Source organism: Prevotella pectinovora, from assembly GCF_000834015.1.
GTDB lineage: Bacteria > Bacteroidota > Bacteroidia > Bacteroidales > Bacteroidaceae > Prevotella > Prevotella pectinovora.
Map to the genome: position 1 here is coordinate 1 of NZ_JXQI01000084.1, position 15,993 is coordinate 15,993.

Consider the following 15,993-nt stretch of genomic DNA (forward strand, 5'->3'; position numbering starts at 1 on the left):
TATGGACAAAGAAGAGACAAAACCTCTGAATAGAATCAAGGTTGTATTGGCAGAAAAGGGCAAGCCCAATAAGTTTCTGTCAGACAACTTAGGTGTTGCTCCAACAACAGTTTCAAAGTGGGTTACCAACACTTGTCAGCCACCCATGGAGACATTTGTAAAAATAGCAAAGCTACTTGATGTAGAACTTGCAGAGTTGATACGGATGTAGTATGATATACGTATAGCCTATTATTTCTTTCCGTAAGTAAGCAGTACCTTTGCATCGCAATTAGAACCATCTTTTATTAGCTTCATGCCTAAAAAGACTTACACAGACATACCACAGCAATATCCAGTCTGCAGTAATCCCTATGGAGTACAGAATAAAAAGAATAAAGATATATGAACAAAAACAACATAAATAGTTCCTACAGTGCTGCATTCACAGCTGGTGCCTTGTTATATCAAGAAATGAACTCGGTACTTCATCTTTTGATGCAACCCAATGGAGAAGAATTGATGAAAGATGAAATCAAAAAGAACGAGTTTCTGAACGTGGCATCAATAAACACGCGCAAACGTTATGTACCGGAACTCATTCGGAGATATAAAGCTGTACCTGTTTCGTTTTGGCAGGATTACCTCTCTTTCTCCGAAAAGGCTCAACGTGTCGCATTGTTTTACGTTGTGATGAAAACCTACAAGCTTATATGGGACTTTCACATTAATGTCACAATTCCCAAGTGGAAATCTTTCGATCCAACTATAACAAAAGAAGATTTGAATCTTCGGTATAATGAGATAGCTGGAAATGACGAATTTGTTGCTTCATGGAGTGAGTTGACACAAAACAAAATCATAAGCGTTTATCTCCATATTCTTCATCAGGCAGGAATGAGACAGGAGGGAAAAACAGACCTTAAACAGCCAGATCTGACAGATGAAGAATATCTCTATTACCTAAAGATAAATGAGCCATGGTTTCTCGATGCATGCCTACTTCATGCTTATCAAGTTGAATCAATAAAGAATTTACTATGACAATACAGGAACTTTATGACAAGTTGTGTGATGAGGAGTTTCAGAACCCGCAGGCATCCACTTACAACTACTATATGTACCAGTACTCTGCAAAAGATGAGTACAATATGGTGCAAGAGATACAGAATTTCGTCAGCAATCTGAAGCGTCCTGCTATCTATGTTGACGTGTTTGCCGTTGATTTGTTTGAATTACTCTGCAAATATCTTGACGAGCAGTCGTTCAGCATCCATCCATCTTATCTCAAATTTCTATTGGAGAAAGACGACAAAGATCCAGATAATGTTACAAAGATTCTCGGTTCAAAAGCAACGAGCGACAAGTTCCTTCAATATCTCGATCAGCATATTGCCAACCATTTGGAAAAGCCTGAAGACGGTTTGAAGCGTCCATACGTATTTATATATGGCATGGGTAAAATCTTTCCATACTTAAGAACAAGCCACTTCCTTAGTAAGTTTGAAAAATTCAACAGACCTAATGACTATAAGATTATTGTCTTCTATCCAGGAGTGGCAAGGGGAAATTCTTTCACGCTGTTAGGGTGCATTGAGGATTCTCACACGTACAGAGCAGAATTGTTAAACTAAAATAACGAAGCAAATGAAAATTTCGGAATTATATAGCAAGAAGATAGAACGACCCTTTGAGGCCGTTGTAGACATCAATAAATTTGATGCTAAGGTCGTACAGACAGAAATTGATGAGTATGTCTTCACAGAAGAAATCATTTCGGGATTATACCAGATTCTGAAAGGTATCCAATATCACAATGTGACGCATAATGGCACATGGATTAATGGTTACTATGGCTCTGGTAAATCTCACTTTCTTAAATACCTAAAGTACTGCTTCTCTCATGAGCATCAGGAGAGAGCCTTAGCGCGTCTGGAACAAGCCGTGAATGATACCGACATCATGACGGTTCAAAAGCCAGACAAATTCCCCTCTAATAGTGATATTAGAGATACAATTGAGTGGCTGAAGAAAACCGAAATGGCAGATATCGCTTTTAATTTCGGTGATGAGGACAATAAGAACGAGGAAGAAAACAAGTCTTTCGTCCATGTTTTCTGGCGAATGTTCCACAAGTTCCGTGGATACAATCGCGAGAGTCTTGCTATCGGTCACTATCTGGAAAAAGTCATAGATGAAGCAGGACAACTTGACAACTTCAAGAATCGCCTTGGTGAATTAAACATTGATTGGGACGATGCCCTATCATCATACCTTTCTGACCCAGATACTATCTTCGATGTTGCAAAGCAATTTGTTCCGACTCTTAATGTTGAAGCCATACGCAATCGTATAGACAACAACGACCTCGATGCTTCTGTCTCTAACTTCTGCGATGTCATAAGCAAGTTTGTTAAGAATAAAGGCGAAAACTATAGACTTCTGTTCTTTGCCGACGAAGCAAGCCAGTATATTGATGGAAGAAAGAATGTTCTTCTTCAGCTACAACAGCTTTCAGCTACACTTGAAACAAAATGTGGCGACAAGGTTTGGATAATCTGTACTGCCCAACAAGGCCTTGAGGAGGTCGTGGAAGGTTGCCATATCGATAAGAAATCGGACGAGTTTGGCAACATTATTGACCGTTTCCCTGTTCGTGTACCTCTGGAAGAAGTCAACTCAACCTATATTACCCAAAAGCGTTTCCTCGAAAAGGACGGCAATGGTGTTATTGCTTTGGATGACCTTTATGTCACTAACAAAACTGCCATTGAAGGACAGTTCTCGCTTCCTGTTGGTTATGCGACCTATACATCTAAGGAGTCTTTCCAGTCATACTATCCCTTTGTACCTTATCAGTTCGAACTGATAAAGAAGGTACTGAAGGCATTCCGCAGTCTAGAGTATGTTGAGACGACAGTTAAGGATAGTGAGCGTTCGATATTACGTATAGCATACAATGCTGCCAACAAAACTGCTGGTGAAGAACTTGGAAGCGTCATTCCCTTTGACATGTTACTGACTGCTTTGGGTGTATTGGCCCATAACGGAAACGTGGCTATCCAGATGCCGCGAGAAGTTGCTAAGCAGTACTCTGATCCAGTATTTGCTAACCGCGTTGTCAATGCATTGTTCATGCTTTGTCACATGACAGAAAATGACAAGAACCAGCTCCCTGCTAACATTGAAACGCTAACAACGCTTCTTATTACAAATATTGACGAGAATATTAAGTCTCTCCGAGACAAAGTTGCTGATGTCATAAAGTTCTTCGGCGACAATAACATTCTAAAGAAGGAAAGACCTGAAGGTGCCAACTATGACGTATATAGCTTCTATACAGAGGAAGAGACCGAGGTGGCAACAAAGATTAAGACATCGCCATCTGGAGGTGACCAGGCTATAGCTGAAATGCTCAAGCCTATCATCACGCGTTACTTAGGATATAATAGTTCTCGTTATACATTTGGTGCAACAAATGTAAATGTCGGAATGACCATCTTTGACCTTTTTGCTCAGGGTGGCAACTATGACTTGATGATAAACATGAAGTTCTATTCTGACACCGATGACGTTGCTCGTGTTGCTCTCAGCAATGTTCCTAAGACTCTCATATTCTTCCTTGCACCTTTGTGGAAAAAAGATAAGGAGCTGCAGAATGACATAAACTGGTGCTGTCGCTTCAACAGTTATATGCGTAACGAACCTGTCACCAGCCAGTTGAGAGAAAAGATAAATGCAGACTTCAAGTTGAAGGCTCAGGAGCTACAGGCAAAAATACGTGCCAAGATAGAAAAGATGCTCGACTCTTGCCAGATTATTTCGGGTTCAGACAATATCACTAGCACAATAACCGGGCAAAAAGGTAATGGACGCTTGAAATATGCATTAGAAGGTCATTTCAACAATGTATATCAATACGCCAATTTGGTTGCTGGCTTACCTACCACGGCAGATCAACTTCAGCAGAAGATGCTCCGCCCCATCCAACCCGATGAATACAATGCGACGAATCCACTTACAGATGCAGAGAAAGATGTCGATCGTTATCTTTGCGGTGTTTCTGGCAGATATTCACTTGCCGATTTGGTCAATCGCTACAAGAGTGCACCTTACGGATGGCGTGAAGAGTCAACCATTTATGTGGTCAACGAACTCGTCAGACGCCATATTCGCGCCTTCGTATATAAAGGAGGCAGCGTTAAGATTACCCCACAACAACAGGCAAATCTCATCGTTCGCAGCAAGGCAGATTTTGAGGTAGAAGAAGCTGCAGAAGTATCACAGAGTCTTATCAATGATTTCATCATCGCATGGAAGGACATCTTTAATGTGCAGCAAGTTCCTGGAGGCAACAACTCAAGTCAGATTTACTTTGACTGCAAGGATAGTGGCAATTCGATGCTGAACAATGCTGTTGGTAACTACACCGCTACTCTTGCAGAATTCAGTCAGAATGGCTATCCGTTTACAGGCATTTGTAACAAGGTTATTAAACTACTCAGCGACTGGCTTAAGGCGGACGGAGAGAAAGCATTCCTTGAGGCTGTTGTCAATCGCCATGACGAGGCAAAGGCTGTTATGGACGAATGTAAGGCTGTTATGGGTTTCTTGCATGCACAGAAAACAAGGTATGATGAGATTCGCTCGTTTATTGCAAGCAATGAGACCAACTTCCAACATCTCGATGCTGCAGACCAACCTGTCATCAAACGTCTCTGTGAGATTAAGGATGACGAAACGCCCTATGCGCAGGACAAGTTCCCCTCTTATCTCAAACTTTATAAGGAGGTTCGCTGGAAACTCGACCAAGCCATTAAGGATGCAAAGGCTGCTATTCGCTCAGAATATGAGAATGCATACAACCAGTTACTCTCCATCGTCAATGGAAAGAATATTCCGCAGACTGTTCTCTCACAGATTGATGCTAAGATAAGCAGCGCATCGGCAAGTAACGATATTGCGACGCTCATCATGCATAAGGACACAACTACATTCTTCAATGAACAAATAGCTCGTATTAATGCATACCGACCTGCGACACCACTAGCTGATGACGATGAGCAGGACGATAATAACAATGATGACGGCAACGACAATAATGATGATACCAACACAAATGTTCCAAGAGTCACAAAGGTCGTAAAACTCATGAAGCCTCAGAAGCAGATTCTTACGACTGAGGACGATGTGGAACAGTACGTACAGCTTCTAAAGAATCAATTATTGTCACACATCAACAACGGTGAAGACGTTGTAATAAAGTAACAAGAAACAAATAAAAATATGGATACAAGCAAACTGAAATTTTTTGCGCAACAGGCACGAAAACTAATCAAGGAGGGCGTTAAGTTTGAGCTCCAGAAAAAGGGATTCAACTCTGACGGCAGTGTCGCGTTTGAACCAACAAAGATTAGTGGCGGAACTCTCTTTGATGGTGAAATCTATGATGAGCATTTCTATGACCAGTGGAGGGCATTGAAGGACAGAATTGCACGCAAGGGACTTGACAATGTGTTTGAAGAAACGGCATATACATGGTTCAACCGTCTCATCGCACTTCAGATCCTGTCAAAGAACAATATCATCTCTGTTCCAGTTTTGGAATTTGCTGATACCACACGTCGTGTACCACAGATTGTAGAAGAAGCTCGAAACGGTCGATGGGAAAATATCGACGCAGAAAGTCATAAGAAGGTGAAGGCTATCATCAATGACTACTCTAAGGTACAAGAGCAGTTCACTATCCTTGTATCCTCATACTGCCGTAACACTCCGCTCATCAACAAGTGCTTTGGTGGCATAGCTGACTATACAGAGATACTTCTTCCTTCTAATATTCTGGCAGCTGACAACTTTATCTGTTTGCTAAACAACACTCCTTTTATTACTGATGAGGACTATCACACTACAGAGCTTCTTGGTTGGCTGTATCAGTTCTATATCTCAGAAAAAAAGGACGAGGTTAATGACCGTACAGAATGGAGTGCTGACGACGTGCCTGCCGGTACCCAGATATTCACTCCTAATTGGATAGTGAAATATATGGTGGAGAATACTCTTGGCAGAATCTACCTTGACCATGATCCCTACGCAAGTTTCAAGGATGAATTGAAATATCTTGTGGAACCAAGCGAGGGCGAACGCCCCATATATGAATTTGAAGACCTGAAAGATTTGCGCTGTGGTGACATCAGCTGCGGTTCAGGTCACATCCTCAATGAGTTCTTTGACCTACTTTTGAAATGCTACGAGGAAGAAGGCATGTCTGCAACGAGTGCAATCGAGAATATATTTAGATATAATCTTGTCGGTATAGACCTTGATACTCGAGCTAAGCAGTTGAGTATGTTCTCTCTGTTGTTAAAAGCCTGTCAGAAGGAGAAAAACGCTTTTGTTGACGCACATATATTGCCCCGTGTCCTTGACATGCCCGTTCCAGTATCCATGAACGACGCGGAACTTAAAGCGGCATGTCTTAAGTTTATTGGTGGTTATGAGAATGTTGTAGGCGAAGAACTTGAGAGTTGTTTTGAACTTCTTAAGGATGCTAACGAGCTGGGTAGTATTATGAAGTTTGAATTAGATGATGACTCCGTCGCGATGATTCGTGCTCACTATGATAACTGGACAGGAAACGGCACTGATGACTGTCCAGAGGACATAAAGGCTCTACTCCCAGGTGTTAATCTCATACTTGCTCTGAGTGAAAAATACTCTGCCATTTGTATGAATCCACCATATATGGCAGCAAAACACATGGATGACATTTTGTCTAACTATGCAACAGAAAATTATCCAACCTCCAAAAACGATTTGTTTTCAGTCTTTATGGATGTTGCATACAATAGACTTCAGACAAATGCCAAATATGGTATGATCAACATGCAAGCATGGATGTATAACAAGTATTTCACTGCGTTTAGAGAAAATCTTTTGCAGGAGCAGCAAATAGATAGTCTGTTACATTTAGGGCCACGAACTTTTGATGAATTAAGTGGTGAAATAGTCCAAAATGCCGCATTTGTAATCTCAAAACATCCACCTATCTATGGGGGAACATTTTATAAGCTTGTCTCAGGGGCAAATTGTAGTGCAAAGGAATGTATGTTCAAATCTCATGAACCTTCAATTATTTTCAAGAATGTTGAACAAAGCAGATTCTCAAAAATCAAACTTAGTCCAATGGGTAGCTATTGGGCTTCAGACAAAATTGTCGAAATGTTTGAAAATAATCAATTAATTGAAGATGTCACATCTGCATATCAAGGATTGTCTACTGCCGCAAATAACCGTTTTATTAGGAATTGGCATGAAGTGAATATTCAAAAAGTCGGTTTTGAGATTTCCTCACGAACAGAATCAATTATCTCAGAAAAAAAATGGTTCCCAGTCAACAAAGGAGGTGGGCAAAGGAAATGGTATGGTAACCAGACAGAGGTTATTAACTGGGAAAATGATGGGCATGATATAAGAAATTATAGAGGAGCTGTATTAAGAGCAGATGATTGCCACTTTAAGTCCACTGTGACATGGAATAAAATAAGTGGGGTATATGTTACATTTAGATATGTGCCAAAAGGGTTTGTTCTAGAAAGCGCTTCTAATGCTATATCGGTTGAATATCCTGAAAGTCTTTTGGCTTTATTACAATCAAAATTATCAACCATTATTGCCAACATTCTTAATGCGACTACAAATCTTTCAAATGGTGTTGTCGCAAGATTCCCTTTATTAACTATAAGTGATGAAGCTCTGCTCAGTATAGTTCATCAAAGTATTTCCACTGCTAAAAAAGACTGGGATGCTCATGAAACGTCATGGAATTTTGAAGAGAATCCACTGATTAGCATTTTTAAAGAAAATGGTGGTACTCTTAAACAAGCACTTGATTATTTCGTAGAAAAATGGACAGATAGTTTTTTTGAACTCCATGATAACGAAGAAGAACTCAATCGTCAATTTATTGAGATGTATGGACTTCAAGATGAACTAACTAAAGATGTTCCGCTCAATGAGGTGACCATACTCCAGCAGAAGGAGATTAAGGTAGAGAATGGACAACTTAAATGGAATAAGGACGTTATCCTCAAGCAGCTTATATCGTATGCTATTGGTTGCATGATGGGACGTTATCGCCTAGACCGCCCGGGACTGCATATTGCTCATCCTAATATTACGGATGCAGAGAAGGTTGACTATTCGTATAATGGAGACCTGTTTAGCATCGATGATGACGGTATCATTCCCCTTCTTCCTCGCGACTGTCCGTTCAACGACAACGCTATTATTCGACTGGAGAACTTTGTTCGTCAGGTCTTCGGAGAGGACAACTTTAAGGACAACTGGAACTATATTACAAGTGTTCTTGGTGACACAGAAGGCTACCTGACAAAACCAACTGGCTTCTGGAAAGACCATAAGGCGATGTATCAGAACACACCAATCTATTGGCTATTCTCCAGCAAGAACGGAGCATTTAAATGCCTCGTGTATATGCACCGTATGAATCAGTTTACCGCTCGTGAGGTGCGTGAAAAATATCTGTTGAAGTATATTGAGTTCCTTCGTAACATGATTAAGCCCCTTGAAGCAGAAGAGGCAAGCCTCGGACGTGCCGACAAGAAACGTCTGGAATCATACAAGAAGGCGCTTGAGGAGTGTGAAGAGTATGATCTCCGTCTTCATGAGGTTGCTCAGAAGTTCATCGCCTTCGACCTCGATGATGGTGTAAAGGTGAACTATGCTAAATTTGGTGATGTCTTAGCAAATATTTAGTTATGCAAACTGAAGTAGATAAAATTTATTCGTACTTTGACGGCAATCCAAGCCTTAAAGTGCTGTTCATATTCGATGATCGTTTCACTGCAGACACTCTACAGAATGTTGAGTGGAAAGAAGGCTATCGTTATGAGGTGTTCAATGGTTCATGGTTCAAAACGAAATATAACATAACTCATGAGTGGACGAAGCAAAAGGTTGTGTTGCTATTTCCGAACATGATATCTCCTTTGGGCAATGCGGAACAGATGAGAAAATTCCCTCTTCTCGACTTGCTCATTGCTAATACCGAGTACAAAGCAACCACATGGGAGCAGTTTGTGCAGGAATATGAGATTCCTGCTGTACATGCAGGCTATGTCAGGAGGCATGTTTCCGAATTGGAACAGGGAGGAATAAAGAACATTCTTCTCCCTTATTACACTAAGGATGCATTTAATCCTGATGTCTGCAACCGCGGCATTATTTCTGCTTATCTGGGTCAAGATCATCTGATTGATTGGATAGAGATTATTGCCAGGATGATTGTCACCAGCAATACTGATAAAAGAGACGCATTCTTCCGCAAGTTGCAGAAGAACACGGATGTTTACAATTCCATCAATGACAAGTTGGCTGCCATCTTCGGCGTGAAACTGTCTGTTAATAACGCTGACCGTCTTCAAGATGCAATCGAGATAATGAAATACAATGCCATAACTCAGACATTGTCTCTTGATAGCAAAGACATCTATCACACGTTGAAGATTGATGCCTCAGACAGAATTCGACAAATAAACAGTATCATCGATTTCGCAGCCAACAATGCAAAACTCTCAGAAGCATTCTTTAAGGCCATAGCAGACCAAGGCAAGAAGATACATGAAAATGAGATAATAAAAGTTTATGGTTATGATGCTGACTATAGGTTGGTAACCTCGGAAATGTTCAAGCCAATTATAAAAGGCATCGTTTCAGAGCTGTTGCCTGTTGACTCAGAGGAAGTACAGAACAGAATATCGAACTTGCTCATTAGGCTTGATGCAGGTGACGTACAGTCAAGAAGCATACTCAACTACATCGATTATGTGGCTCTGCTGAATGCAAGCATAAAGACGCAGCAGGCTACTATGATGACAACCACAGAAGAATTTGTAAGTGCTTACACTAATACCCTATATTTAACAGACTCTTACTATCGTCAGAGTCTTGCAGCTTATGGGCAGATTAAGTGTGATGACACAGAGCTAGAAGACCTCCTTAAGCAAGTAAAGTCCAAGGTTGATGATGACTATACTTATCAATGTAATGTTTTGAACCGAAAATGGGTTACAGCGCTGGCGCAACATAATGGTTTTGACGAAATTATTTCTGCCCATCGTCAGCAGGATTTCTTTAAGGAATTTGTTGCTGTTAATACAACGAAGACTGTTGTTATTGTTGTTGATGCCCTAAGGTTTGAACTTGCTCAAGAACTGTTGTTGCTTTTGGCTAAAGACCATAATACAGCTTATATGGAAAATATGTTGGCAATGGTACCGACCGAAACAAAGTACTGCAAGTCTGCCTTGTTGCCACATGACACAATAGCATATGACCCTGAAGGGGTTGTGGTTGACGGCCAAAAGGTAGCTGGCATAGATCCACGTAGCAGATATCTTGCAAGCCACGTTGAAGGTGCAGAGGTAGAAGACTTTGAGAAAGTGTTTAAGTTTAAAGATGACGAGGGCAAAGCTTATTTCAAGAAGAACCTAGTGTATATCATGTATAATGCGATAGATGAACTCTGTCATCCTGCTACCTCTGCAGAAGATGTAACCAACACTTGTCAGACTTCATTAGAAAAGATTCGGACTGTCATTAAAAAGTTGCATAATTCATGGAATGTTAAGAATGTAATTGTTACAAGCGACCATGGATTTATCTATAATGACATAAAGATAGATAGCACTAATCTATATAAGGTGGATGATACCATAGTGGACAAAGAAAAAGGAACAAGGTACTATCTTACTGACTCTGACAAAGAGATTAACGAAATAGTGAAGCTACCACTAAGTTCTGTTTCTGCTTTTACGGATGACATAAAGGTCGGTATCCCGTCAGGCACAATGCGCTTGTCCGGACACGGTGGATATAAGTTTGCACATGGAGGTGCTTCCCTACAGGAGATAATTATTCCTGTCATAGTTAGTTCTCAGGTTAGAGACACAAAAGTTAGCAAGGTTGGTGTTAATGTTATGGAGAGAAATCTTACAATTGTTTCAAGCATGTTAAGATTCAATGCCATCCAGACAGAACCTGTTTCTATGGAGCATCGTGAACGCACCATTATCTGCGGTATTTATGATAATGACAGACTCGTTTCAGAGGAAATTGTCGCAGTATTGAACAGCACTGACTCATCACCTGCTGGCAGAATACAATTAGTAGAGATAAAATTGAACAACAACGTTCAGTCTAATTTACTTAAGCTGAAGATATTCAATAAGGATAAAACGATTGATTATCTTAATCCACTTTATGTTGGTGATATAATAAATAATACTTTGATTGAACGTGATGAATTTTGATAATATGGAACTAAAAGATAAAATACTTGAAGCCTTTAGTGGCAAGGTAGTAAGAAAAGACTTGGCTTTCCTCGTAAAGGGAAATCTGCCTGTACCTGCATATGTTCTTGAATACCTTCTTGGACAATATTGTGCTTGTGATGATGAAAAAGTTATTGCAGAGGGTATGGAGAAGGTGAAGACCATTGTGTCAAACAATTATGTCAATCGCTCTCAGGCTGAAGAAATTAAAGCAAAAATAAAACAAAGAGGACGTTATACAATTATTGACAAGATTTCCGTGCAACTTAACGACAAAGCCGACCAATATGAGGCTTCTTTTGCTAATCTTGGAATAAATCACATACCAGTAAACGAGTCTGTTGTTAAATCTAATGACAAACTACTGTCGGGTAATGGTGTGTGGAGCATCGTTGTCTTAGGCTATTTGACAGGTGATGACATCAGAATAAGATGGGAGATACAAAGCCTGAAGCCTATTCAGATTGCGAACCTTAACATAAATGATTATATCGCTCAACGCGAAAAGTTTACTACTGACGAGTGGCTTGACTTACTCATTCATACCGTTGGACTGAATCCGGAAATACTTAACAGACGTGAGAAATTCGTTATATTGGCACGTCTGCTTCCGCATATTGAGAACAACTATAATTTCATGGAACTTGGACCTAAGGGTACTGGTAAATCTCACGTATACCAGGAGTTTTCTCCATATAGCGTTCTCGTGAGTGGTGGCGACGTAACATCTGCACGTCTGTTTGTTAAGATGTCTGGAAACCGTGAGTTATTAGGCCTTGTCGGTTATTGGGACGTTGTTGCATGGGATGAGTATGAGCAGAAACCTCACCGTGCTATTGAAGCGAAATTGGTAGATATAATGCAGAATTATCTGGCCAATAAGTCATTCAATCGTGGCAAAGGCACGTATGAGGCTGTTGCCTCAATGTCTTTCGTTGGGAACACAAAACATACGGTCCCTTATATGCTAAAGAATAGCCATCTGTTTGAATCTATTCCTGTAGATTTCCTTCAGACAGGTGCTTTTCTGGACCGTATTCATTTGTATAACCCAGGTTGGGAAGCACAAGTGCTAAAAAAGAATTCATTTAGCAAGGGATACGGACTTATAACGGACTATATGGCTGCCGTACTTCATGAACTTCGCAATCGTGATTATTCTGCCGAAATCAACAAGTTCGCCAAGTTCGACGGTTCTCTTTCTGAACGTGACCATCTTGCCATACGAAAGACCTTCTCTGGTTTGATGAAACTCATCTATCCAAATGAGGTATTCACTGATGAAGAAGCCTATGAGATTATAGATTTTGCAGCCGAAGGACGTAAGCGTGTGAAGGATCAAATTTACAAGGTTGATGAAACCTTTAAGGCAGAACCAGCAATCTTTGAATACGAGAATCTCAAAAATGATACTCTCGTAAAAGTTGAGACTCTTGAGAATCTTTGTAACCCTGGTTATAGTATAAACTTTGGCGACGAAACATCTAGGGAGTTAGAGGGTTCGAAGTCTGCAAATGAAAATCAAGGAACTGAAACGAAAAAGGAAGAACCACAGTTGTCATCAAAGTATATAGAAGTACGTGAGAACCAGATGGGCGTAAGCTACAAGTCTTTGTTCGCAGACTATATGCGAAGCGCTAAAAAAATGACAATTATTGATCCATATGTCCGTGCAATCTTCCAGATAGATAACCTTGTAGACCTGATTCGTACTTTTGTAGAGTCAGCTAATGAGACAGAAGGACTTCAGATAGAACTTCACACCTTTGAGACTGATGAGAAACTTCCTGCTTTGATTGACAATCTTGACCAAATACAGGATGATTTAGCTAAGTATGGCATAGAATTCACCTATGCATTCGATGCAGACCATGACCGTAGTATCAACCTTGATAATGGATGGCGTTTCATCCTTAGCCGAGGTATCGACATTTTTGAAAAGTTTGACCGTTTCTCTTTGTCTAACCAACGTCAGGAACTCCGTCGTTGTCGTGCATTCTCCGTAACTTATTTACAAGAATGACACTCATAGATATCCACCGACATACGTATACACGACAAGGCTTATGCTCCGATATACGTATGTCGGTTTTTATTTTGAAAGACATTCTTTATACCTTTGCATCCACAAACCTCATAAGAGGCTTTTATCAACAATGTTTAACCCTGTAAATCACTAAGATTATGTGTGGATCAATGTTTCGAGGAATGCAAAGTTACATCCGTAAAGAACGGAGAAGAAAGTATCATCCAAGTCAACAACAGCTAACGTAAAGAAGGAGGGAGAAAAGTAAAATATGGCAGAATCCAATCAGAGATATAGCAAGTGGGGCTTTGTACGTGAGACACGTAACATGGCTTCTGGCATTGACAAGGAAACGGGACTGAACCGAACAGGTCTAGAGGATTACATCAAAGTTATCTTCCCAGAGATTCCCGAAGACCACTGGGTTCACAACAAGTCCATACCTGACTCTGGACGCCGCATCCGTCCTGACTACAGGTGTGAAGACTTGAAACTACTCATCGAGTTTGATGGTTTGCAGCACTATCAGCAGCCGGACAAAATAAGAAAGGACAGGGAGAACCAAACCTTTTATGAGTCGCTGGGTTACAAGGTTATTCGCATACCATACTTCATTCAGTTGACCAACGAGGTGGTGAAGACAATGTTCGGTCGTGAAGTGAGCGAACCTCTCTTTGACCCATCAGTTACTTCTATGGCAATAAGCGGTAGTAATACTCCTGCATTTTGCTGTCCTGCCGGTCTGCAACGCATGGCAGAGGAATTCCGGCTCTATCCACAGCAATATAAGGTGAACTTAGAGTTTCTCGAAAGTCAGAACGATGATTTTATGACAGGCGCCTCGTTGCTTAAAGCCGCTTATAAGGGAAAATCATAAAAAATATGTATTTCGCAGACGATTGTTTAGAAATATGAAGTTGCTTTGTGTTCAATAATACAATAGATTTATGCCATATCCAAGATTTACAACACTTTGTGCTCAGGCACAGACAGAAATTAACCGCAGAGTGAATGAGCTGCAAAACGCCATTGCCCAGCTCACCGACAGCAACAACATGGCGGATGCTTTCTTTGCATGCGGAATGTCGTTCCGTCTCCATGGTAATGACAATATGCTAGACGCTTGCGATCTTATGAAAGACATCACAGGTGACAAGTTGCTTGCTTATCTTCAAGATGACTCTATTATCAAACCATCTGCTGACAAGCAGAAGTTGATAGCTACATTCAAGAAAAATCCTTCGTTCTCTCATCGCATGTTCATGGAGGGTTATGAGTATGAAAAGATTCTTCAGTATCCAAAGGATGAACCTGCAACAACTTCTGCTCCTGTTACATCGCCAAAGCCAGCATCTTCTTGGGATGCGGAACAATGGAACAAAGACTTCGAGGCATCTAAGACTGTGACCAACGGAACTCGTTACGTACGTACAAAAGTGTGGGATTCTACACTTGCCATCGTCAAAGCAGGCACATACGTAAGTCAGAGCGGTGCTCAGGTAACGCTTCCTCTGAATCCAAACATTCTTGCAGAGAGCAAGTTCTATAAGACGGAGATTCCTATGCTGACTGCAGATACTCGCTATAATACATTATATAGGGTACATGCAGGCGACTGCCTTGAGTTTGCCAAATCATTACATGACTCTAACAGTACTGATGACCTTTGTGTGCTAAACCTTGCCAGTTATCGTAACCCGGGAGGAGGTGTAACTGGTGGCGCAGGTGCTCAGGAAGAATATCTTTTCCGTTGCTCAGACTACTTCCGCTCTCTATATCAGTATGGTGCTGACAGTGCACAATATGGCATACCTCATGCTACTGATAGTTATCCTCTGGATAGGAACTTCGGTGGTGTGTACTCCCACGGAGTAACAATCTTCCGTGACAAGGAAGCAAACGGATACGCCCTTCTTGACACTCCTTGGCATGTGAACTTCGTGGCAGCTGCTGTATCTCGACTTCCTTATCCATGCCAGCAGATACCGGCAAATGACATACCTATGGTAGAGAATACTATTCGTACCATTCTTCGCATTGCATACACTAATGGTCAACGCCGCTTAGTCCTTGGTGCTATTGGTTGCGGAGCCTTCAACCACCCTCCAAAGCACATGGCGCAGATTTTCAAGCAGGTGCTACATGAACCGGAGTTTGGCGGCATCTTCAAGGAGGTGCATTTCGCCATCTTTGATGACCACAACGCCAAACGAAAGGGAGTGAGTAACGTTGATGCTTTTACCGAGGTGTTCAGCTAATGCGTCAATGCATATGAATATAAGAAACAATACCAAATAATACGTGAATTGCCCCTTGGCTGATATATCATCAGTCAAAGGGCATTCTGCTATTTACAAACGAGGTATATGGCAAAGAACAAGTCAATAGACCTTCAACTGTCAGAAGTAGATCTTCAGGCGCTTGAGAGCATCGGGGTTATCTCCGTTCAGAATAATATGGAGACAGGAAGCTCCAATAGTAATGCGAATTTCAGACGTGCTATTTCAGGTTCTTCCGTTAAATGCGTAGACGCTTGTCGTGTAGAGCGTATAGCTTTAACGTGAAGAATTCATCATTTCTGAATCCATACATTTGTCTTTTCAGCACTTTAATCTTGTTGTTTATACCTTCAGT

General features: G+C 41.0%; 10 protein-coding genes. 9 read left to right on the plus strand and 1 reads right to left on the minus strand.

What is annotated here, in order from left to right; all coding sequences use genetic code 11:
- The 9 genes from ST42_RS12110 to ST42_RS12150 form a co-directional block, all read left to right on the plus strand.
- On the plus strand, positions 1 to 211 hold a 211-nt coding region (locus ST42_RS12110; RefSeq protein WP_042520326.1), incomplete at its 5' end, for a helix-turn-helix domain-containing protein.
- A gap of 173 nt (positions 212 to 384) precedes the next feature.
- On the plus strand, positions 385 to 1,023 hold the full coding sequence (locus tag ST42_RS12115) for a BrxA family protein (RefSeq protein WP_042520325.1): 639 nt from the start codon (positions 385 to 387) through the stop codon (positions 1,021 to 1,023).
- Entirely contained in the window at positions 1,020 to 1,613 is a 594-nt protein-coding gene (locus ST42_RS12120) for a BREX protein BrxB domain-containing protein (protein WP_042520324.1), read from the plus strand. The genes ST42_RS12115 and ST42_RS12120 overlap by 4 nt, the downstream gene beginning before the upstream one ends.
- A 13-nt stretch (positions 1,614 to 1,626) precedes the next feature.
- Positions 1,627 to 5,247: a BREX system P-loop protein BrxC gene (gene brxC, locus ST42_RS12125; RefSeq protein ID WP_044073670.1), complete on the plus strand. Its 3,621-nt coding sequence runs from the start codon at positions 1,627 to 1,629 to the stop codon at positions 5,245 to 5,247.
- Positions 5,248 to 5,265: 18 nt separating this feature from the next.
- Positions 5,266 to 8,757: a BREX-1 system adenine-specific DNA-methyltransferase PglX gene (pglX, locus tag ST42_RS12130; protein WP_044073671.1), complete on the plus strand. Its 3,492-nt coding sequence runs from the start codon at positions 5,266 to 5,268 to the stop codon at positions 8,755 to 8,757.
- Positions 8,758 to 8,759: 2 nt separating this feature from the next.
- On the plus strand, positions 8,760 to 11,312 hold the full coding sequence (locus ST42_RS12135) for a PglZ domain-containing protein (protein ID WP_044073672.1): 2,553 nt from the start codon (positions 8,760 to 8,762) through the stop codon (positions 11,310 to 11,312).
- Positions 11,313 to 11,316: 4 nt separating this feature from the next.
- Positions 11,317 to 13,356 (plus strand): BREX system Lon protease-like protein BrxL, encoded by a 2,040-nt coding sequence (gene brxL / locus ST42_RS12140; RefSeq protein ID WP_042520327.1) that lies wholly within the window; start codon positions 11,317 to 11,319, stop codon positions 13,354 to 13,356.
- A 274-nt stretch (positions 13,357 to 13,630) separates the two neighbouring features.
- Positions 13,631 to 14,236, plus strand: a complete 606-nt coding sequence (locus ST42_RS12145) for a DUF559 domain-containing protein (protein ID WP_042520320.1) — start codon at positions 13,631 to 13,633, stop codon at positions 14,234 to 14,236.
- 70 nt (positions 14,237 to 14,306) lie between these two features.
- Entirely contained in the window at positions 14,307 to 15,617 is a 1,311-nt protein-coding gene (locus ST42_RS12150; RefSeq protein WP_044073673.1) for a TIGR02452 family protein, read from the plus strand.
- Between the two features lie 259 nt (positions 15,618 to 15,876).
- On the opposite strand, the gene ST42_RS13670 is transcribed toward ST42_RS12150, so the two are convergent.
- A partial coding sequence (locus ST42_RS13670) for an ISL3 family transposase (protein WP_042520318.1) occupies positions 15,877 to 15,993 on the minus strand: 117 nt, incomplete at its 5' end.